General features: G+C 61.0%; 16 protein-coding genes and 1 riboswitch. Of the genes, 14 read left to right on the top strand and 2 right to left on the bottom strand.

Features of this window, described 5'->3' with window-relative positions:
• Positions 1–57 precede the first annotated feature (57 nt).
• Entirely contained in the window at positions 58–1,980 is a 1,923-nt protein-coding gene (gene asnB, locus GBB18_RS03685; RefSeq protein WP_151640799.1) for an asparagine synthase (glutamine-hydrolyzing), read from the bottom strand.
• 605 nt (positions 1,981–2,585) lie between these two features.
• Between asnB and GBB18_RS03680 the strand changes: the two genes are divergently transcribed.
• From GBB18_RS03680 to GBB18_RS03615, 14 genes are all read left to right on the top strand, one after another.
• Entirely contained in the window at positions 2,586–3,692 is a 1,107-nt protein-coding gene (locus GBB18_RS03680) for a cytochrome c oxidase subunit II (RefSeq protein ID WP_151640798.1), read from the top strand.
• A gap of 18 nt (positions 3,693–3,710) precedes the next feature.
• Complete coding sequence (locus tag GBB18_RS03675) at positions 3,711–4,142, top strand: cytochrome c oxidase subunit 4 (protein ID WP_151640797.1); 432 nt, start codon at positions 3,711–3,713, stop codon at positions 4,140–4,142.
• Between the two features lie 641 nt (positions 4,143–4,783).
• Complete coding sequence (locus GBB18_RS03670; RefSeq protein ID WP_151529247.1) at positions 4,784–5,398, top strand: heme-copper oxidase subunit III; 615 nt, start codon at positions 4,784–4,786, stop codon at positions 5,396–5,398.
• A 131-nt stretch (positions 5,399–5,529) separates the two neighbouring features.
• Positions 5,530–6,411, top strand: coding sequence for a c-type cytochrome (locus GBB18_RS03665; RefSeq protein WP_151549363.1), 882 nt, complete (start codon positions 5,530–5,532; stop codon positions 6,409–6,411).
• Positions 6,408–7,613, top strand: coding sequence for a ubiquinol-cytochrome c reductase iron-sulfur subunit (locus tag GBB18_RS03660; protein ID WP_151550457.1), 1,206 nt, complete (start codon positions 6,408–6,410; stop codon positions 7,611–7,613). Before GBB18_RS03665 ends, GBB18_RS03660 begins: the two co-directional genes overlap by 4 nt.
• Complete coding sequence (locus GBB18_RS03655) at positions 7,610–9,232, top strand: cytochrome bc complex cytochrome b subunit (protein ID WP_151549201.1); 1,623 nt, start codon at positions 7,610–7,612, stop codon at positions 9,230–9,232. The genes GBB18_RS03660 and GBB18_RS03655 overlap by 4 nt, the downstream gene beginning before the upstream one ends.
• A gap of 732 nt (positions 9,233–9,964) precedes the next feature.
• A riboswitch (cyclic di-AMP (ydaO/yuaA leader) is annotated at positions 9,965–10,162 on the top strand.
• A gap of 13 nt (positions 10,163–10,175) precedes the next feature.
• Positions 10,176–10,805, top strand: coding sequence for a C40 family peptidase (locus GBB18_RS03650; protein ID WP_151549362.1), 630 nt, complete (start codon positions 10,176–10,178; stop codon positions 10,803–10,805).
• Between the two features lie 386 nt (positions 10,806–11,191).
• Entirely contained in the window at positions 11,192–12,217 is a 1,026-nt protein-coding gene (locus GBB18_RS03645) for an NlpC/P60 family protein (RefSeq protein ID WP_151640796.1), read from the top strand.
• Positions 12,218–12,326: 109 nt separating this feature from the next.
• Positions 12,327–13,469 (top strand): glycosyltransferase family 4 protein, encoded by a 1,143-nt coding sequence (locus GBB18_RS03640; protein WP_151640795.1) that lies wholly within the window; start codon positions 12,327–12,329, stop codon positions 13,467–13,469.
• A gap of 72 nt (positions 13,470–13,541) precedes the next feature.
• Positions 13,542–14,507 carry an ROK family glucokinase gene (locus GBB18_RS03635; protein ID WP_151640794.1) on the top strand — a complete coding sequence of 322 codons (966 nt, stop codon included), beginning with the start codon at positions 13,542–13,544 and terminating at the stop codon, positions 14,505–14,507.
• Positions 14,508–14,686: 179 nt separating this feature from the next.
• Entirely contained in the window at positions 14,687–15,436 is a 750-nt protein-coding gene (locus GBB18_RS03630; RefSeq protein ID WP_151549197.1) for a 1-acyl-sn-glycerol-3-phosphate acyltransferase, read from the top strand.
• Positions 15,437–15,631: 195 nt separating this feature from the next.
• Complete coding sequence (locus GBB18_RS03625) at positions 15,632–16,900, top strand: acyltransferase family protein (protein WP_192795916.1); 1,269 nt, start codon at positions 15,632–15,634, stop codon at positions 16,898–16,900.
• A 207-nt stretch (positions 16,901–17,107) separates the two neighbouring features.
• Entirely contained in the window at positions 17,108–17,632 is a 525-nt protein-coding gene (locus GBB18_RS03620) for a polyadenylate-specific 3'-exoribonuclease AS (RefSeq protein WP_151549195.1), read from the top strand.
• A 68-nt stretch (positions 17,633–17,700) separates the two neighbouring features.
• Positions 17,701–19,092 carry a class II 3-deoxy-7-phosphoheptulonate synthase gene (locus GBB18_RS03615; RefSeq protein ID WP_151640792.1) on the top strand — a complete coding sequence of 464 codons (1,392 nt, stop codon included), beginning with the start codon at positions 17,701–17,703 and terminating at the stop codon, positions 19,090–19,092.
• 77 nt (positions 19,093–19,169) lie between these two features.
• Here the strand turns inward: GBB18_RS03615 and GBB18_RS03610 are convergent.
• Positions 19,170–20,320: PASTA domain-containing protein (locus tag GBB18_RS03610; protein ID WP_151640791.1), on the bottom strand; the 1,151-nt coding region annotated here is incomplete at its 5' end.

Raw genomic sequence — 20,320 nt, 5'->3', positions numbered from 1 at the left:
CCACAGCCCAGCTCCCGATTGCGCGGGATGCTGGGCTGTGGTGCTGTGTGTGGTGGTTTAGAGATCCACCGGGTAGTCGCGCTGCTCGATCTGCGGATCGATGCGCTTTTCCACGAAGATGCCGTGCCAGACCATGAAGGCCAGCACCGTCCACAGGCGACGGGAGTGATCCGAGGAACCGGCGCGGTGCTCGGCGAGCATCTTCAGCACCTTAGGCTTATTGAAGATCTCCTCGGTCTGGGACTCGTTGATGGTGTCCTGCGCCCAGCCGTGCAGTTCATCGCCAGCCAGCCAGTGACGCATCGGGACGGGGAAGCCCAGCTTCTTGCGGTGGAGCACGTGCGCCGGCACGATCTGCTCCATGGCCTTACGCAGCGCGTACTTGGTGGTGGACTGCGCGATCTTGAGCTCGTGCGGGATGGTCTCCGCCACGGCGAAAACTTCCTTATCAAGGAAGGGCACGCGTAGCTCGAGGGAGTGGGCCATATTGATCTTGTCGGCCTTGACCAAGATATCGCCGCGCATCCAGGTGAAGAGATCGAGGTGCTGCATGCGGGCTATCGGATCCATGTGGGTGGACTCGGCGTAGATCGGTGCCGTGACTTCACGGTGATCCCACTCGCGGCTCGCCCATGGAATCACCCGCTGCATCTGCTCGAAGTTGAAGGAGCGCGCATTGCCGTAGTAGCGCTCCTCCATCGTCATGGTGCCGCGCTCGAGCAGCGACTTGCCCTTCATGCCCTCGGGCAGCACAGCGCCCAAACGACGCAGCCCCGCGCGCAGGGGAGAGGGCACCTTCTCAAAGGGCGCCAGCGACAGCGGCTCCTTATATATTGTGTAGCCGCCGAAGAGCTCATCGGCGCCCTCGCCGGACAGCACTACCTTGACGTGTTTGCGGGCCTCCTGCGCCACGAAATACAGCGGCACCAGCGAGGGGTCCGCCACCGGATCATCCAGGTACCACATGATCCGCGGAATCGCCGTGGCGTACTCCTCTGGGGAGACGATCTTCACGATGTGCTCGACGCCGATCGCCTCCGCAGATTCCGCCGCCACATCCACCTCGGAATAGCCCTCGCGCTCGAAGCCGGTGGTGAAGGTCAACAGGTTCGGATTGTGCCGCTTAGCGAGGGTGGCGATGGCGGTGGAGTCGATACCGCCAGAGAGGAACGAGCCGACAGTCACATCTGCACGCATATGCTTTTCGACGCTATCCTCCAGTGCCCGAGCGATACGGTCAAAAAGATCCTGTTCGGCACCCTTGGCCACGGGGGTGGTGTTGAACTGCGGGCGGAAATAGCGCTGCTGCACCAGGTTCTCACCCGGGCGCACCGTGGCGAAGCAACCCGACTCGAGGCGGCGAATATCCTCGTGGAGCGACTCCGGCTCCGGCACATACTGCAAGTCCACGTAGTGCTCGATGGCGCGATAGTCAAGGCCCAACTCTAGACCGATGGCCTCCGCCATGGAGAGAATGGTCTTCTTCTCGGAGGAAAAGACCGTGCCGGCTGGGGTAGTGGCGAAGTAGAGCGGCTTAATGCCGAACTGATCGCGAGCCAGGAAGAGGACCTGCTCCTTGGTATCCCAGATGGCGATGGCAAACATACCCCGCAGGTGCTCGACCACCTTATCGCCCCAGTGGTGATAGCCCACGGCAATAGTTTCAGTATCGCCATCGGTGTGGAAGGTATAGCCCTCCTTACGTAGGGTCTCCCGCAATTCGATGTAGTTGTAGATCTCGCCGTTGAAGGTCATCGAGTAACGGTCCGGCTCACCCTCTGGGCCCCAGTGTAGGGGCTGGTGGGAATGTGCGAGGTCGATGATAGAGAGGCGGTTGAAGCCAAAGACAGCATGCTCATCGTGCCAGGTGCCCGAGGCGTCGGGGCCGCGGTGATGCATGCAGGGCAGCGCCTGCTCCACGGCGTGTTGAAAGTCGGCGGCATTCGCCTCGGCGGTGAGCATTCCAAGAAGACCACACATAGTCGGGCTGGTTCCTCGATTCCTAAAGAGTGTCAGAGGGCTATAGATATTAGGGACGTAGCGTACAGTGCCGACGGTGCGCTCTGGCGCGACCGACACTGCTGCGGGATCCCCGCGACGGGCGCGGGCTATGGCGCCTGAGGCGGCGCGGGTTCAGCCACGGTGCCCAAGCGCGCGACGTATCCACGACAGGGCATGCTACGCCGTTCCCAATAGTACAGCCGTGATCACGTGGAGCCCTAAGCGTTAGGCGGGCTGGGTCGAGAGACATGTAGTCTCAATACTCGCCATGGCGCGGCCGCGATGGTGCCCGTGATGCGAGCGCGAGCGGGGGCGGCTACGCCCGAACGGGGGAGAACAGCACACCCCGAAACTGGTGACTTAGGGCACAATATTGACGGGCATCGCTCTCGTTGTGGCAGGAAGTGCCGAGTACAATCCTCAGAGAATTTTCAGGAATCACCCGAATCCTTAAAGAATCATGACAAACAACATGGAAAAACAGCCGATATGCAGTACTCTGCTTAGTTAAGAGAGTGTCTTAGGACGAGCTCGCAGCTCTAGGCACTCATAGAGTTTTTGTGTGGACAGGAAGGCAGACACACGTGGAACAGCGTAAAAAGCGTGGTATTTCGCGCAAGGCGATGCTTGCAGGCGTCACCGGTGTCAGCGCACTTGCGTTGACTGGTTGTGACGTCACCCCACCTGATAACGGTTTTTTCCATGCCCTGCGCATGGGTTGGCCCGAGGGTGTGACCCCTGAGTCGTACGAGATGGGAAACTTCTGGGTGTGGGTCTGGGTTACAGCCTGGATCATCGGCATCATCATGTGGGGCCTCATGATTTACTCGATCTTTGGGTTCTCCGCGAAGCGCGCTAAGAAGGCTGGCAAGGACGAGTTCCCGCGCCAGACCCAGTACAACATCCCCCTTGAGCTCGTGCTCACCGGTGTGCCAATCCTCATTGTGATGGCACTGTTCTTCTTCACCGTGCAGACCCAGGACCGCGTCACCGCGTTGGATAAGGATCCGAAGGTGACTGTGGATGTTACCGCCTACCAGTGGAACTGGAAGTTCGGTTACCAAGAGGTGGACGGCCAGTTCACCCCGACCGGTAACGAGTACCAGGGCACCGATGAGAAGCGTCAGGCTGCAGCCGAGGCATCCGTTAAGGATCCCGAGGGCGTGAAGAACCCGAACCCGATTCACGGCACGTCCCTGAACGATCGTTCGTACCTCCACTACAACAAGATCGAGACCGTGGGCACCACCGAAGAGGTTCCGGTTCTGGTCCTGCCGACCAACACCGCAATCTCCTTCCAGTTGGCTTCCGCTGACGTCTCCCACTCTTTCTGGGTGCCGGAGTTCCTCTTCAAGCGCGACGTGTACTCCCACCCGGAGGCTAATAAGTCTCAGCGTGAGTTCCAGATTGAGAGCATCGATAAGGAAGGCGCATTTGTGGGGCGCTGCGCTGAGATGTGCGGTACCTACCACGCCATGATGAACTTCGAAGTTCGTGCAGTCTCCCCCGGGAAGTTCAAGCAGTACCTCGAGTACCGTATTAATAATCCGCAGGCCACCAACGCGGCTGCTCTGGAGTCGATCGGCGAGGCCCCCTACGCCACCTCCACCGCTCCGTTCGTCTCTGGCCGTGAGGATTCTCGCGATGGCGGGAACTTCCTCGACAAGCCCGGCGCCAACGCGGGCAACTAGGAAACGAGGTCAAGAAACATGAAGGTCAGCTCTAAACTCTTGTACGCCCTCACCGCATACATTGGTGCGGCGTCCGTCATCTACATTTTCGCGACCATCTTCGTTGAAGACTCCGGAAACCTGCCGGGTGGCGAGTGGATCGGTATCACCATGCTGGTGATCTCCACTCTCATGACCCTGATGCTCGCGGGCTACTTCCACTTCACTGAGAAGCGCCAAGACATCCTCCCGCAGGATTGGGAGGAAGCAGAAGTGGAAGACGGTGCCGGCACGTACGGCTTCTTCTCCACGAGCTCCATTTGGCCGGCCGTGATGTCTGGTTCCATCTTCGTGCTGGGCGCGGGCATTATCTACATGCACTACTGGATGATTGGCTTCGGTGCGGTTCTGGTTATCTGGTCCACCACCATGCTCAACCTGCAGTACGGCATCCCGAAGGAAAAGCACTAAGTCTTTTTTCCGAGACAACGGTTAGACGGGCCCGCGGTGTGTAGGTTGTCTGCTTCCTACGTACGGCCCGTATAGCGCACAAAAACTTTTCACGCGGCACCCACCTCACTTTCGGTTGAGGCGGGTGCCGCGTGTGTTGTATCTAAGGGCAGCCTAAGAACCTCGGCTGACCTAGGCGCGGTTCTGGGGCATCGTGGCGCCCTGTCCTCATTGAGGGTGGAAGAGGTGAATCTTCAGGCGGATAGCGCCTCCGCATGGGGGTAACTATGGGCGTCGGGACCCAGTTGTGTAACGGTGTGAGATGAATCTCGCCGTTCTTAGGGTGCATTTATGAGAGTTAATAAGCACTGATCCGCTAGCATAAACGCATACTCACTTTCGCCCGCAGAGATAGCAGAGCGCGAGAGAATTGGGCACACGCTGCTGAGATCCTCGACGATCACGCTGCAGGCCCGCTTGGGGGAGTGACTGCCACCGCCGACGGAGGGGCGTCGGATTCGGTTCCAAAAAGTTCCCGGCTCATCGAAAACTTCTTAAATTCTTAGAAAACCCTCGAGCGCGAACTGGGAAAACGGAAAAAGTTGGCGCTATATCGGGGGTAGATGATGAATCTTCCTTAGGAATCAGTCATACTTAGAGGCGTGACGAGCGCAGTAAATAACTCAGGAACGGCAGCAACACAGCGCGTTGCCGCACTGAACCGACCCAACATGGTCAGTGTGGGAACGATCGTGTTCCTGTCTCAGGAATTGATGTTCTTCTGTGGTCTGTTCGCCATGTACTTCGTCTCCCGCGCCAATGGCCAGGGAGTTTCGTGGGACGAGGGAACGGGCCACCTCAATGTCCCCTACGCGATGATGATCACGGCGATCCTTATTTCGTCGTCCTTCACCGCACAGTGGGGCGTTTTTGCAGCAGAAAGGGGTGACGTCTTCGGTCTCCGCCGGTGGTATGCACTGTCTGCGCTGTTGGGCGCGATCTTCCTCGTTGGCCAGGCATACGAGTACTACCACTTGGTCGAGCACGGCTTGACTATTCAGAGCAGTGTCTACGGCTCGGTCTTCTTCATTACGACTGGCTTCCACGCAGCCCACGTCCTCGCGGGCGTTCTGGCCTTTGTGGTTGTCCTGCTTCGTATCGCGAAGTCCAAGTTCACGCCGGCACAGGCAACCGCAGCAATGGCAGTGTCCTACTACTGGCACTTCGTCGATGTTGTCTGGATTGCCCTGTTCGCAACCATTTACTTCATTCAGTAGGCCGTATCGGTCTCGCGCCATTTCTGGCTCTCAACCGCAGTCTGTGACAGGCAGGCGCTAATGCGGCAGGGCAGAAGGAGTGGTCGCGGATCAACAGCCCTTCACTTTCCGAAACCCGAAAAAGGAAAATGATGGATACCACACCACACGATGTTTCTGCGGCGAAGTCCGCGGAAGCAAAGAAGACCCGGACGCGGCGTAAGGCACGCCGTTCCGTCGCGGGTGCTCTTGCACTCACGGTGGGTCTGACTGGCGCCGGCCTGCTGGCTCACGCACTGACCCCCGATGCACAGGTAGCAACCGCCCAAAAAGACGATGCCGCTCTCGTTCAAGAGGGCAAGGACATCTACGACGTAGCCTGCATTACGTGCCACGGCACCAACCTTCAGGGCGTTGAGGGACGCGGTCCTTCCCTGATCGGTGTTGGCGAAGGCGCCGTGTACTTCCAGGTGCACTCCGGCCGTATGCCGATGCTGCGCAATGAGGCACAGGCACAGCGCAAGACCCCGCGCTACAACGAGCACCAGGCACTGGCCCTCGCCGCATATGTTGACGCCAACGGTGGCGGTCCCGGCCTCGTGAAGAACGAAGATGGCACCATCGCCATGGACTCGCTGCGCGGTAGCCACTACGACGGCACTATCGATCCGGCAGACGTCGCCCGCGGTGGCGAGCTCTTCCGACTGAACTGCGCGTCGTGCCACAACTTCACCGGACGTGGCGGTGCGCTCTCCTCCGGTAAGTACGCCCCGGTTCTGGATCCCGCCAACGAGCAAGAGATCTACCAGGCTATGCTCACTGGCCCCCAGAACATGCCGAAGTTCTCTGATCGTCAGCTCTCGCTGGACGAGAAGAAGGACATCATCGCGTACATCAAGTCCACGAAGGAAACCCCGAGCCCCGGTGGTTGGAGCCTCGGCGGCCTCGGCCCAGTGGCTGAGGGTATGTTCATGTGGCTTGCCGGTATGGCAGCGCTTATCGCTGCTGCTCTGTGGATTGGATCGCGCTCATGAGCAAAAACAGCAAAGAATACACCTCGCAAGAACTCGCTGCGATGAGCAACGAGGAGCTCGCCCGTCTCGGAACCGAGCTTGATGACGTCACGGTTGCGTACCGCAAGGAACGCTTCCCTATTGAGAATGACCCCGCAGAGAAGCGAGCCGAGCGCTCGGTCGCTTTCTTCTTCATCGCGGGCATCGTTCTCATGCTCGCCTTCATGGCGATCTACCTCTTCTGGCCGTGGCAGTACAAGGCACTCGGCCAAGAGGGACTGTGGCTTTACACCTTCTACACCCCGATGTTGGGCCTGACTGCCGGTCTGGGCATCATCTCGATGGGTATGGGCGTAGTTACCTATGTGAAGAAGTTCATCCCCGAAGAGATTTCCGTCCAGCAGCGTCACGACGGCGGCTCCGCTGAGGTCGATGCAAAGACCCTCGGCGCGTTGCTCAACGACGCATGGGAGACCTCCACTCTGGGGCGTCGCAAGATGCTCAAGGGTGTCATGGGCGCCGGCGCAGCCGTCGCCGGCCTGGGAATCTTGGCCCCGCTCGGCGGCATGGTGAAGAACCCGTGGAAGCCTCACGAGTTGGGCATCCAGGGTGACGGCACCCTTTGGACCTCCGGCTGGACCCTCTCCGAGCACGGCACCAAGCTGTACTTGGGTCGCGACACCGGCGTGACCGCGGAGAAGCACGATGGGCACTACACCACCCAGGGCGTGACCCGTCTGGTGCGTATGCGTCCCGAAGACCTGTTGGCAGCCTCGATGGAAACGGTGTTCCCGCTTCCTGACGAGTACGTCAACGACGGTGACCGCTACGACAAGCAGGCCATGGTCTACGAGGAGCACATGCACTCGATCCACGGTCCGCGTAACGCCGTCATGTTGATCCGCCTGCGCAGCGCCGACGCTGCCAAGGTGATCGAGCGTGTCGGACAGGAAAACTTCCATTACGGCGACTACTACGCCTACTCCAAGATCTGCACGCACATCGGTTGCCCGACCTCGCTCTACGAGGCCCAGACCAACCGAATCCTGTGCCCCTGTCACCAATCGCAGTTCGACGCTTTGCACTTCGGCAAGCCGGTGTTCGGCCCCGCCGCTCGTGCACTGCCGCAGCTGCCCATTACCGTCGATGAAGATGGTTACCTCGTCGCCGCAGGCAACTTTATCGAGTCTGTCGGACCGGCATTCTGGGAGCGTAAATCATGAGCAATAAACTAGCTGAGCGCGCAGAAGCCATTGACTCTCGCTACAGCGGAGCCGGCTTCCTGCGCACCCAAATTAACAAGGTGTTCCCGACTCACTGGTCCTTTATGCTCGGTGAGATCGCGCTGTACAGCTTCATTATCCTGATCGTCACGGGTGTCTATCTGACCCTGTTCTTCGATCCGTCTATCTCCAAGGTCATCTACGACGGTGCCTACGCACCGCTCAACGGTGTGGAGATGTCTCGTGCCTACGAGACAGCGCTGAACATCTCCTTCGAGGTGCGTGGTGGTCTGTTTATTCGACAGATGCACCACTGGGCCGCCTTGGCCTTCGCGATCTCCATCATCGTGCACATGATGCGTATCTTCTTCACCGGCGCCTTCCGTCGCCCGCGTGAAGCTAACTGGATCATCGGCAGCGTGCTGATGCTGCTGTCCGTCGCCGAGGGCTTCTTCGGCTACTCACTGCCGGACGATCTGCTCTCCGGTGTGGGTCTGCGAATTATGTCCGCCATCATCGTCGGTATGCCGATCATCGGTACCTGGATGCACTGGCTGATCTTCGGTGGAGACTTCCCCTCCGATATCATGCTGGACCGCTTCTACATCGCTCACGTGCTGATCCTGCCGGGCATTATCTTGGCTTTGATCGGTGCACACCTGGCGATTGTCTGGTTCCAGAAGCACACCCAGTTCCCGGGCGCAGGCCGCACCGAGAACAACGTTGTGGGCGTCCGCATTCTCCCGGTGTTCGCTCTGAAGGCCTCTGCCTTCGGCATCATCACCGCCGGTGCTCTGGCCCTCATGGCAGGTATCACCACGATCAACGCCATTTGGAACATTGGCCCCTACAACCCGGCACAGGTCTCCGCTGGTTCCCAGCCCGATATCTACATGCTGTGGACTGACGGTGCTGCCCGTGTCATGCCGGCGTGGGAGCTCTACATCGGTAACCACACCATCCCGGCCGTGTTCTGGGTTGCCATCATGCTCGGCATCCTCGTGGTCCTGCTCTTCGCCTACCCATGGATCGAGAAGAAGATCACCGGCGACGACGAGCACCACAACCTGCTGCAGCGTCCCCGCGACGTACCGGCGCGTACTGGTATCGGCGTGATGGCCTTGGTCTTCTACGGATTGCTGACCGTCTCTGGTGGTAACGACCTCTTCGCTTATCACTTCGATATCTCGCTCAACGCCATGACGTGGGTTGGTCGTATCGGCCTCATCTTGCTGCCGCCGATCTCTTACTTCATCACCTACCGCATCTGCGTTGGCCTCCAACGCGCTGACCGCGAGGTGCTGGAGCACGGCGTGGAAACCGGCGTGATCGTGCGCCTGCCGCACGGCGAGTACGTGGAAGTTCACCAGCCCATCGGTCCGGTGGACGAACACGGACACCAGATTCCGCTCGATTACGCAGGCGCCAAGGTGCCAAACCAGCCGAACCAGCTTGGTTTCGGTGGACACCCGGGTCGCGGCCTGTGGAAGGCCGACAGCGAGGATGTCGCTCGCCGCGCTGCCGAGATCGAGCACGCCAACGAAGAGGAAGAGCGCACCATGCTCGAGAACCTCAACGAGGCTAATCGCCGCGCCGACAAGGATGCCGGCCGCGACTAGCGCCACACCTGAAGTGCATATGCTGTACTGAGACTACTGCGTCATAGAGTTAAGGACCTTCACCCTAGGGGTGAGGGTCCTTCTCTTATGTTCGGGTCACACAAGCGAGGGCCCGCACCCCGCGCCCGCACTCCGCGTGGTGGGGAGAAGCTGCCCGTGGCTACCGTGGTTGGTAGCACGCTCCGCCGGTGGATCACAGGCCCTGCGCGGTAGGGAAGAGGCGCGCACAGCGCTCTTCGGCCCGCCACACCGCCAGCACGCAGTACTGGAGGAACGCTGCCTTCTAGAGAGTGCGGTGGTGCGCCCAGGGGGTGCAACCGAAGCGTTTGCGGCGCTAGTCCTCAGACACAGGAGACCTAGCTTTGATCGCGCTGAGATAACGTTGAGGGCACGATCACGGCCCGATAACGGCCATAGTGGGGAAGGTCACAAAAAATATTTCTGGAGTCCCGAGCGACGGTGGGTAACCCCCACTATCGGTGCAGGATAGGCCTAAAATATGCGAAAAGCCGCAGGTAAAAGAGCCGGTGTTCGAACATTCTGCGGGCGTGTCGCGGCCGCTCCTTTCGATCACCGAATGGTCACTAGAAGATTACGACTTGATAACAGCGCCTAGATTTTGCTGAAAGCTGGACAAGTATCGTTGCCGTTTCGTAACCTAAACGAGACTTCGCGGGACGAAGCAGAGAGTAGAAAACGATCTGGTCGCCACCGACGAACATCTACCGAAAAGAATAAGCCAGACCTAATCCGGCACAGTCTCTGATCGACTCCGATCATGGGGATGCCGCCGGAGCCGGGGAACCACCTAATTATCTGGGGTGAAATTCTCGCAAGAGTGCTCATTATAGAGAGCGCGGCGCGAGGATGGGAGGCCTTCCGGATGCCTAGCCCGTCAGCTAACCCGGCCGGTTCAAACAAGGAAGACGTGGAAAAGTTTCAAATGGGTAATCACAATCGTCGTAGCGCAAGCCGTATCGTTCGCAACGCAGCAGCCGCAACCGCTGTCGCCGCCGGTGCCTCCGCCGCGCTGGCCACTCCGGCTCAGGCCCTCGACATCAACGTGCCGGTCGTTGGCAACGTGTCCGTTCCTGGCGTGCCGAACGTTCCCGGTGTGCCGGCAGAGATCAACAACATCGTTGACACCGGCCAGCTGACCTCTCAGCTGCCCGTGCAGATTCCCGGTCAGGCTCAGGTCGCCCGCTCTGTCGCTCCGGCATCCTCCAACTCCGTTGGTGACCGCATCGTGAGCATCGCTCGCTCCAAGACCGGCGCTCCCTACGTGTGGGGCGCTGCTGGCCCGGATGCCTTCGACTGCTCCGGCTTCACCTCCTGGGTCTACTCCCAGGTGGGCAAGTCCATCCCGCGCACCTCTCAGCAGCAGGCAGCCGCCGGCATCCGCGTGCCGCTGTCCCAGATCCAGCCCGGCGACATCGTTGCCTACTACGGCGGCGCTTCCCACGTCGGTATCTACGTGGGCAATGGCACCATCATCGACGCCATGCAGTCCGGCACTCCGGTGGGCGAGCGTCCGCTCGACTACATGCCGATCCACTCCGTGGTTCGCTTCTAAGAGCCACCGGCTAGACCAGCCGTGACAGCACACCGCAGACCAACGAACGGTCTGCGGTTTTGTCGTTATGGTGGCGCCTCGGCATCCGCTGGGTCGCCGGTGCTCATAGACCCTCTTCGCCCGCCGCCTACGTTTGGGGGTGGGCAAGGCAGTGGCCGTGCCGAGCTGGATAGGCCAATAACTTTCACCACTGTGATTTACTCTAAGCCTCAGTGGCCACATCAAGGTTGGTATTGGCAGAATTTACGCTAAACTTACCTGCTATCTGGGTGTTTGCTCCCTAGGGGAGCAGGAACACCACACAGCGAGGCCCTTGGCCCGCTGTAGCTTTTACTGTGACGCTGATGTTTCAGCGCCGGCACTTCGAACTCGCACGTGGAGAACACATGAAACTCACCAAGCTCGGGCTTATTACCTGCGCCCTAGCCCTATCTGCCAGCAGCATTGCCGCGCCCCTTGCCAGCGCTGACCCCGCCCAGATGGACAGCCTCATTAAGGAGATGGACGCGGTCTCCCACGAGGCCACTGCGAAGAACGAGGAAGTCAAGCAGCTCTCCATCGACATTGACAAGAGCAAGGAGGAGGCGGGTCGCCTCGCGGAGGAGTTCCAGCGCGCTTCTGCAGCTGCGCAAGAAGCAGCCGAGAACGCCGAGAGCATCCGTAGCGATGTGAACCAGGTGGCTAAGGCTCGCTACCGAGGTGCGAGCCTCGATCCTCTTTCTGGTATCTCCTCGGCCCATAACCCGCAGGACGCCATTGATCGCACTGCCTATATGAGCGCTCTGAGTCAGCGTAATGAGCGCATCATTGTGGAATTGCAGGAGGCGCTGCGCGAGGCCGCTCAGGAACACGAGCGTGCCGCCGCAGCCAAGGCGGTGGCTGATTTCCGTCTCGGCGACCTGAAGGCCCAGCGTGCCAAGCTCGAACGTGAGCAGGATGAGCTGAATAAGCGCACCAGCGAGCTGGAGGCGCGTATCGACGCGCTCGAGCCGAGCTTGCGTCAGGCCTGGCAAAATAAGAACGGCCCCATCGAGGGATTCGATCTCGCCGGTATTACCAGCTCGAACCCGGGCGGGATGAGCGCGGTTAATGCCGCGATGAGCAAGCTCGGCGCTCCTTATGGCTGGGGAGCCACCGGCCCCGACGCCTTCGACTGCTCCGGGCTGATGGTGTGGTCCTATGCGCAGCAGGGCAAGTCCATTCCGCGTACCTCCCAGGCCCAGATGGCTGGTGGGACGCCGGTCTCTCGTGATCAGCTGCAGCCGGGCGATATCGTGGGCTACTACCCCGGAGCCACCCACGTGGGCATGTACATCGGCGATGGCAAGCTGGTTCACGCCTCGGATTACGGTATTCCCGTGCAGGTCGTCTCCGTGGATTCGATGCCCTTCTACGGCGCGCGCCGCTACTAATACCGTCCGGCCTCTCTTCACGCCACCGTCCTCTCCGGGAGGATCGCGTGGTGTGATTTTTTTAGGCCCCACGGTGCGGCCTAGGGTGCGTCGCTAGAATGGGGTGACTATGGGCCGCACGCTGCTTGTTACCAATGATTTCCCGCCCACAGTCGGCGGGATCCAGTCCTATCTCCGTGATTTCGTCTCCTATCTCGACCCCGCGGAGATCGTGGTGTTGGCCTCCACACAAGACGCTGCGGTGGCCGCGGCATGGGATGCGCAGGCCGAGTACACGGTGGTGCGCTGGCCTCGCCGGGTCATGCTGCCCACCCCAGGGCTCAAGGCGGAGATGTGTCGTCTCATCGCGCTCTACGACATCCACACCGTATGGTTTGGGGCCGCGGCTCCACTCGCGGTGCTCGGCTCGGCGGCGCGGGCGGCTGGGGCCCGCCAGGTGGTGGCCACCACCCATGGCCATGAGGTCGGGTGGTCGATGCTGCCCGGGGCCCGGCAGATTCTGCGGCGCATTGGCCGTTCCGCTGATGTGATTACCTATATCTCCGACTACACCTTGGGCCGGATCCGCCCAGCACTGGGCCCCCATCCCTGCTATGAGCCCTTGCCCTCAGGCGTGGATCCCGAGCTATTTCACCCCCTGAGCGAGACGCAGCGGCAACAGGTGCGCGCCCGCTATGGATTTGGCGATGAGCCGCTGATCATCTGTATCTCGCGGCTTGTGCCCCGTAAGGGGCAAGACCAGTTGGTCCGCGCTATGCCGCGTATCCTTGCCCGCCACCCCGAGGCGCGGCTCGTACTTGTCGGCACCGGCTCTTATGAGAAGAAGCTGCGCACGCTTATCGACGCCAACTCCCTTGGCAGCGAGCGCATCCACCTCATGGGCCAGCTTGAATTCACCGAGATGCGGCAGCTGCTTGCTGCCAGTGATGTCTTTAGTATGCCGGCGCGTACCCGCGGCAAAGGCTTGGACGTCGAGGGACTCGGTATCGTCTACCTCGAGGCCCAGGCCTGCGGGGTGCCGGTGGTAGCAGGCGACTCTGGCGGTGCGCCAGAGACCGTGACCAAGGAGACCGGCATCGTGGTCGATGGCCGCGATATCGACAGCCTGGTGGATGCGCTAGTTCATGTGCTCGATGATGACGTCCTGCGCAGCACAATGGGCGAGCGGGGCCGTGCCCATGTGCTGGAGCACTGGGCGTGGCCGATTATGGCGGCACGGCTGCAGCGTATTCTTTGCTCATCCAGCGATTAGAGTGGCGCAGTCTGGCGCATATATACTGGGTGAGTTTTAACGTCTAGAGACGGGACCTATAGAGCTTCCATTATGTCTGCCACCCACTCCATCGGTTTCGATATCGGCGGTACCAACCTTCGCGGCGCCGTAGTGACGCCCGAGGGGCGCATTATCGACTCGGCACAGGTTCCCACCCCGTCCACCCAGCGTGGGCTCGACGAGGCGATTGCGTATGTGGTCACGTCTCTGCGTTCTCGCCACGATGTGGGGGCGGTGGGCCTGGCTGTCGCCGGCTTTATTGATCCCGATTGTGAGCGGGTGCGTTTCGCCCCGCATCTGCCGTGGCGCGATAAGAATGTGCGCGCGGATATCGAGCGGCTCATTGACCTGCCCGTTGTGCTCGAGCACGACGCCAATGCTGCCGCGTGGGGCGAGTACCGTTTCGGTGCCGCCCGCGATGTGCAGACGTGGGTGCTATTTGCTATCGGCACTGGGATCGGGGCGACGCTCATGCATAACGGGGAAATTTATCGTGGCGCTTTCGGCACTGCCCCCGAGTTTGGTCACATCACGGTGGTTCCCGATGGGCGCCGCTGCCCCTGCGGCAAACGGGGCTGTTTAGAGCGTTATTGCTCGGGCACGGCGCTGCCGGATTTTGCCAAGGAGATCATCGGCTCCGGTGAGTTCGAGGATTCGAGGTTTGTGCGCCGCTTCCGCTCGCAGGCTGATGAGCTCACCGGCAGGCGGATTATGCAGGCGGCCTGTAATGGTGATCCTGCCGCGCTGAAGGTGGTGGAGCACTTTAGCCATTGGCTAGGAGAGGGGCTGGCCATTGTCGCCGATATCCTCGACCCCGAACTCATTGTGGTCGGCGGTGGCGTGGCCAAGGATTCCCCACTGTATCTGGAGGCCGCGAAGCAGCGCTTCGCGCGGCGCATTGTGGGCGCCGGATACCGTCCGCTCGCCGATATTAAGACGGTGGAGCTGGGCTCGGATGCTGGCATGATTGGCGCCGCCGATCGGGCGCGCACCCGTTTCCTCGCCCCAGTGGAGTGATTCTGTGCGCACCGAGGGGCTCCCCGCGGCGAAACTTCGGGACGTGAAGGCTAGTTTCTACTAACCTATACTTACGGTCCTCCTGGGAGGACAGATCATGCATTCACCGGCGCCGAGCCGTGGTGTGCCCCGTGCAGGGCAGATCATCTGCAGCGCCCCATTTGCTAGGGAAGTCGCACATGAAAAACAAGTGGTACTGGGTGTTTAAGAACATCCTCATCGGACCCTTCCTGCGGGTGTATAACCGCCCAGAGATCGAAGGCAAGGAGAATATCCCAGCGAGTGGCTCTGCGATCATCGCCTCTAGCCATCAGTCCGTGATGGACTCCTTCTTCTTCCCGCTGCTGTGCGACCGTGAGATCACCTTCCTCGCCAAAAACGAGTACTTCACCGGTACTGGTCTGGTGGGCAAGATCCAGCTGTGGTTTTTTACCTCGCTACGCCAGGTGCCGATCGACCGCACATCTGAGGATGCAGCCGCTAACGCTATTGCTGCGGCCCGTAAGGTGTTCGATCGCGGAGACGTGCTCGGCGTCTACCCCGAGGGCACCCGGTCGCCGGATGGTCGCATCTATCGCGGCAAGACCGGCATGGCCCGCACCGCCTTGGAGTGCCAGCAGCCCATCGTGCCGGTGGCGATGATTAATTCCCGCAAGGCCAATCCCATTGGCTCGTGGATTGTGCGCCCCGCCAAGGTATGGATGAAGGTTGCCCCACCGATCGACCCTATCGCCTTTGTGCAGGAGCGCGGCCTAGACCCCGATAGCTATGAGGCCGCTCGCGCGCTCACCGACCACATCACGGCCCTGTTCTCGGAGATGTCCGGCTATCCCTATGTGAACCTCTACGCCGCCGATGTCAAAGAAGCGCTCGCTGCGGGCAAGGGCTATCCGGAAGGGGCAGAACTTCCCGCCAATTGGGAGGGCTAAGACAGCTATTTTTAGGTTACGCTAAGGTGGCATAGTTTAACTTTTTTGAGCGGCGTCGATAGGGTTAGGGCAGTCCTGCACAACCCCCTATCGGCGCCGCTGCTGCATGCGCACTCGCGGTGATCGTGTCGGGGAGCTGAGCGTCGATAAGCGCGCTCGTCGATGAAGAGGCACGAGGGAGAAAGTGAAGGGCGCATGATGCAGAATCAGCCTGCCGCGCGATATAACGCTGCTGATGTGGAACAGCAGATGGAGCCGGATGCCACCGGCCACGGGATGCCACATATGCATGAGCGCACGGTGGTGAAAGAGCGCCTGAAGTGGCCCGATGCCGCGAAGGGGCTGTCCATTGTGGGGGTGGCGCTGCTGCACGTGTGCTTAGAGGTGCCCTATGGTATGGACACCTGGCTGGCGGAGCTCAACCATCTGCTGGATCCACTGCGCATGCCGCTATTCTTCTTGGTCTCCGGCTACTTCTCGGCGAAAGTGCTGCGCTTTTCCCTCCGCGAGGTCTTCACCAAACGTATCTGGTTTTTCTTTCTGCCCTACCTGGTGTGGATGCCCATTTATTTGTTCATCAAAGAGTATGAGATGGTGCGCTTCGCCGACTTTGAGCACCGCGGGACGGGGTGGGTATTCGATAGCGTGCTCCGCGGCGAGGGCATGTACTGGTTCCTGTATTGCTTGGCCGTGTTCTGCCTCTGGGCATGGGCCACTCGTCGGCTGAGCAATGGGGTGGCAGTGGCCGCCTCCTTTAGCCCGGTGCTGCTGCAGCTCACCCCCGTGAGCGCGTCGATTGTGCTGCATTTCGCGCAATATCTGCCCATCTACATGATCGGACTGCGCTACCGTTTCGCCATCACTTGGATTGCCCGCAGCTGCGCCAAGCCGCGCTTCATTGCGGCCTATGCACTCAGTGGGCTGGCAGCCTATGCGGCGCATGAATGGTGGCTGGACTCGGCTCGCTCTGAGGCGATCATGGACATACCCGTGCGCGAGGAAGGCATGTGGGGATGGAACACTGAGTTCATCGACCTCATCGAGGGGCTGATGTGGCGGCTCTGGCTGCTGCCCACGGCCATTTTGTTGGCGGTGGCGCTCGCTAGCGTGCCGCTGCTGTTTTCCGCACTCGCTTTCGTCGGCCGCCACACCCTCGTGGTCTACATCGGTCACCCTATCGCGATCTCCGTGCTCTTCGGCATGCTCTTTCGCTACCGTGAGGACGTGCTCATTGAACCGGGTAACGGGCTCCTAGCCAGCCCATCGCTCTGGGTGATCGGCGTGTTCATCGTGGCTATGGCCGCCTGCTATGTCTTCTACCTGCTCTCTCGTATACCAGTGATCGGCTGGACTCTGGCGCCGCCGGCGATCGATCCGATGATTGCAGGCCGCAGGGATGCGAGGAAGAATCATCCGGACAACAACGCCGAATCGGCCGCGGCCGTCCACCACCAACACTCCTAGTCGCGGGCGTGTGGCCGGCTGTGGCGAGGGTGGCTATACCCCCGCTGAGCACGTGGCGCGCTGGTGTGCTTAGACTGAAATAACACTTCGAGTACGTTCGCCTTTCTGTGCTCTGTCGGCTTCTCTTAACCGTGCAGCGCGCAAACGGCCACGCTCGCGCCGGGGCACACGAGTTTCCGGGGCGTAGAAAGCAAGCAGACAACCACCGTGCGATTCTTCTACGACACCGAGTTTATTGAGGACGGGACCACCATCGAGCTGGTCTCCATCGGGATTGTTGCCGAGGACGGCCGTGAATATTACGCCGTGTCGAGCGAGTTTGATCCGCGCTCAGCCAATGACTGGGTGCGCGCGCACGTGCTCGACAAGCTGCCGGAGCGCGGCAGCCGCGAGTGGAAAACGCGGGCCACCATCCGCCACGAGGTCTTTGAGTTCCTCACCCATGACGGCACGCGCCCCGAATTGTGGGCCTGGGTGGGCGCCTATGACCACATTGTGCTCGCGCAGCTCTGGGGGGATATGCGGGGCCTGCCACGGCAGCTGCCGCGCTTTACCCGCGAGCTGAAGCAGTACTGGGAAATGGCTGGTAGACCGCAACTACCCGCCGTGCCGAGCGCAGTACACGATGCGCTTGTCGACGCTAGGCATAACCGCGCCAAGTTTCTTATCTGCACCAACGCCATGCCGCTGGGCCTCGATGGGGCGGCTCAGTCCATCTCGCGCCGAAAGTAGCATCCGCCCCGCTCTGCTGGGGTAGGCAAGGGGAGGGAAGAATAGTTCGGTGTGCTAAGAATAAACGTGTGAGTTGGAGTGTAGATATATCAGAATCCGAGCTGCCCGATCTTCCCCCGCTGCCTGCGGGCATTCGGGAGCGTTTCGACGATGTCGTGGCGCGCCCAGCCAAGCAGCAGCCATCGTGGAACGAGAAGGAAGCCCTTGCGGTGCGCAAGATCCTCGAGTCTGTGCCGCCGGTGGTGCTGCCACCGGAGATTCACCTGTTGAAGAACCAGCTGCGTGAAGTGGCGCTTGGTAATGCATTCCTGCTGCAAGGCGGCGACTGCGCCGAAACCTTCGAGGCCAATACTGAGCCGCACATCAAGGCGAATGTGAAGACCCTGCTGCAGATGGCGGTCGTATTGACCTATGGCGCTTCCACCCCGGTGGTGAAGATGGCCCGTATTGCTGGCCAGTACGCCAAGCCGCGCTCCCAGGATCTCGATGCCAATGGGCTGCCCAATTACCGTGGCGACATCGTCAATGGCGTGGAGGCAACCCCTGAGGCGCGCCGCCACGACCCGGCCCGCATGATCCGCGCATACGCAAACTCCTCGGCCGCGATGAACTTGGTGCGTGCCCTTACTGCCTCCGGCACGGCGGATCTGTACCGCCTGACGGAGTGGAACCGCGAGTTCGTGGCTCAATCGCCGGCTGGTGCCCGCTATGAGGCCCTGGCGCGGGAGATCGAGCGCGGACTGAGCTTCATGCAGGCCTGCGGTGTCTCCGACGAGTCCCTGCGCCAAGCCAATATCTTCTGCTCCCACGAGGCGTTGCTGGTGGATTATGAGCGCGCCATGCTGCGTCTCGGCCAGGACGAAAACGGCGACACCGGACTCTACGATCTCTCCGCGCACCAGCTGTGGATCGGTGAGCGCACCCGCGGCATCGACGATTTCCACGTCAACTTCGCCGCGTTGATCTCTAACCCCGTGGGCATCAAGCTGGGCCCGAAGACCAGCCCAGAAGAGGCCGTTGCCTACGCCGAGAAGCTGGATCCGAACAAGGAACCGGGGCGTTTGGCCATGGTGGCCCGCATGGGGCACGACAAAGTGCGCACCGTGCTGCCCGGAATCGTCCGCGCCGTGGAAGAAGCCGGCCACAAGGTGGTGTGGCAGACCGATCCGATGCACGGCAACACCCACACCTCCTCGAATGGGTACAAGACCCGCCACTTCGACAAGGTGCTGGATGAGGTGCAGGGCTTCTTCGAGGTGCACCGCGCCCTCGGCACCCACGCCGGCGGCATCCACGTGGAGCTCACCGGAGAAGACGTCACCGAGTGCCTGGGTGGCGCCGAAGACATCACTGATATCGATCTGCCCGGTCGCTATGAGTCGGCCTGCGATCCGCGGCTGAACACCCAGCAGTCCTTGGAGCTGTCTTTCCTCGTCGCGGAGATGCTGCGCAACCAGTAGCGTCCTGCTCGCGACACGCCCACGGCCCGCCTTCCTGATACAGGGAGTGCGGGCCGTTGTGTTGTGCGGGCTGGGCGCTAAAGGGCCGTGAGTTCGATGGTCACGTCCCCGCGGGAGGAGTCTCTGCTCAGTCCAGGGAGGGGACTTTGGGCGATCACGCGATCATCGTCGTCTAGCCCCGAGGTATCCACCGCGAAGCCGTCCTTGGTAAGTTGTTTCACCGCATCGGATACCCGCTTGCCCAAAACACTCGGGATCTTCACCTTCGACGCCACCTCCACGGAGACGGTGGGGTTGGACGGATCCAGGCCGGAGCCGGGGGAGGGGCTCACCGCCACCACTTCATCGACCACGCGGCCGGTCTGCGATACATAGGAGGCATCCCGGACGCTGATACCGGCGTCGGAGAGGACGTCTTTCGCCTCGTCGAGGCTCAGCCCAGTGATCTTCGGTACCTTGATGGCATTCGACATCACCAGGATCACCGAGTCGCCGCGGTTCAGCGAGGTACCGGAGGAGGGGATGGTCGATACCGCCTCGTCTGGGTCCACGCCCTCGTCGTATTCCTTGCGCACGTCGGAGACCTTCAAGCCGGCCCGCTTGAGCATAGCGCGGGCAGAGTCTTCGCTGCGGCCGCGAATGTCCGGTACCTCGACGGGGGCGGGGCCTTTGGACAGAATCACCGATACCGCCGATCCCACCTTCACCTCGGTGCCGGGGGAGGGAGAAACGTCGAGGACTTTGCCGGCGGGAACGGTGTCATCATAGGCGGCCTCGCCCAGCTCCCACTCCAAGGTGCGGTCGGTGACCGCCGCCTCGTATTTCAGCGGATCGTGGTCTTGGGGGATGGCGGGGACGGTCGGCTTGCCACGGGAGAGGAGTACCACGACATCATGACCGCGTGGTACTCGCTCGCCAAAAGGGGGCTGGGTATTCACCGCCTCCCCAGCCGCGGCCTCGTCGTCATAGATCTCGTCGGTACTTACCGAAAAACCAGCCTCCTGCACGGTCGCTACGGCCTGTTCTTGGTCCATGCCGAGGACCGAGGGGATATCGCCGTAGCGTCCGGAGCCGAACCACCAACCGCCCACGGCCACCGCTGCGGTGGTGAGGGCAATCACCACCAGCCATACCCAAAAACCGATGCCGCGGCGATTACCGGCGGGCCGAGACGGGCGTGAGGGCGCTGCCGACGCAGCGGGGGCTGGGGGATTATCAGGGGCATCGG

Origin of the sequence: Corynebacterium sp. 11A (assembly GCF_008930935.1) — a bacterium.
GTDB lineage: Bacteria > Actinomycetota > Actinomycetes > Mycobacteriales > Mycobacteriaceae > Corynebacterium > Corynebacterium megadyptis.
This window is presented reverse-complemented; position numbering and strand designations above follow the sequence as displayed.

Excerpts from the sequence above, each read along its gene's own strand:
- GBB18_RS03645 (WP_151640796.1), top strand. The coding sequence starts at position 11,192 with ATGAAACTCACCAAGCTCGGGCTTATTACCTGCGCCCTAGCCCTATCT.
- GBB18_RS03650 (WP_151549362.1), top strand. The coding sequence starts at position 10,176 with ATGGGTAATCACAATCGTCGTAGCGCAAGCCGTATCGTTCGCAACGCA.
- GBB18_RS03655 (WP_151549201.1), top strand. The coding sequence starts at position 7,610 with ATGAGCAATAAACTAGCTGAGCGCGCAGAAGCCATTGACTCTCGCTAC.
- GBB18_RS03630 (WP_151549197.1), top strand. The coding sequence starts at position 14,687 with ATGAAAAACAAGTGGTACTGGGTGTTTAAGAACATCCTCATCGGACCC.
- GBB18_RS03660 (WP_151550457.1), top strand. The coding sequence starts at position 6,408 with ATGAGCAAAAACAGCAAAGAATACACCTCGCAAGAACTCGCTGCGATG.
- GBB18_RS03675 (WP_151640797.1), top strand. The coding sequence starts at position 3,711 with ATGAAGGTCAGCTCTAAACTCTTGTACGCCCTCACCGCATACATTGGT.
- GBB18_RS03635 (WP_151640794.1), top strand. The coding sequence starts at position 13,542 with ATGTCTGCCACCCACTCCATCGGTTTCGATATCGGCGGTACCAACCTT.
- GBB18_RS03640 (WP_151640795.1), top strand. The coding sequence starts at position 12,327 with ATGGGCCGCACGCTGCTTGTTACCAATGATTTCCCGCCCACAGTCGGC.
- GBB18_RS03665 (WP_151549363.1), top strand. The coding sequence starts at position 5,530 with ATGGATACCACACCACACGATGTTTCTGCGGCGAAGTCCGCGGAAGCA.
- asnB (WP_151640799.1), bottom strand. The coding sequence starts at position 1,980 with ATGTGTGGTCTTCTTGGAATGCTCACCGCCGAGGCGAATGCCGCCGAC.
- GBB18_RS03625 (WP_192795916.1), top strand. The coding sequence starts at position 15,632 with ATGATGCAGAATCAGCCTGCCGCGCGATATAACGCTGCTGATGTGGAA.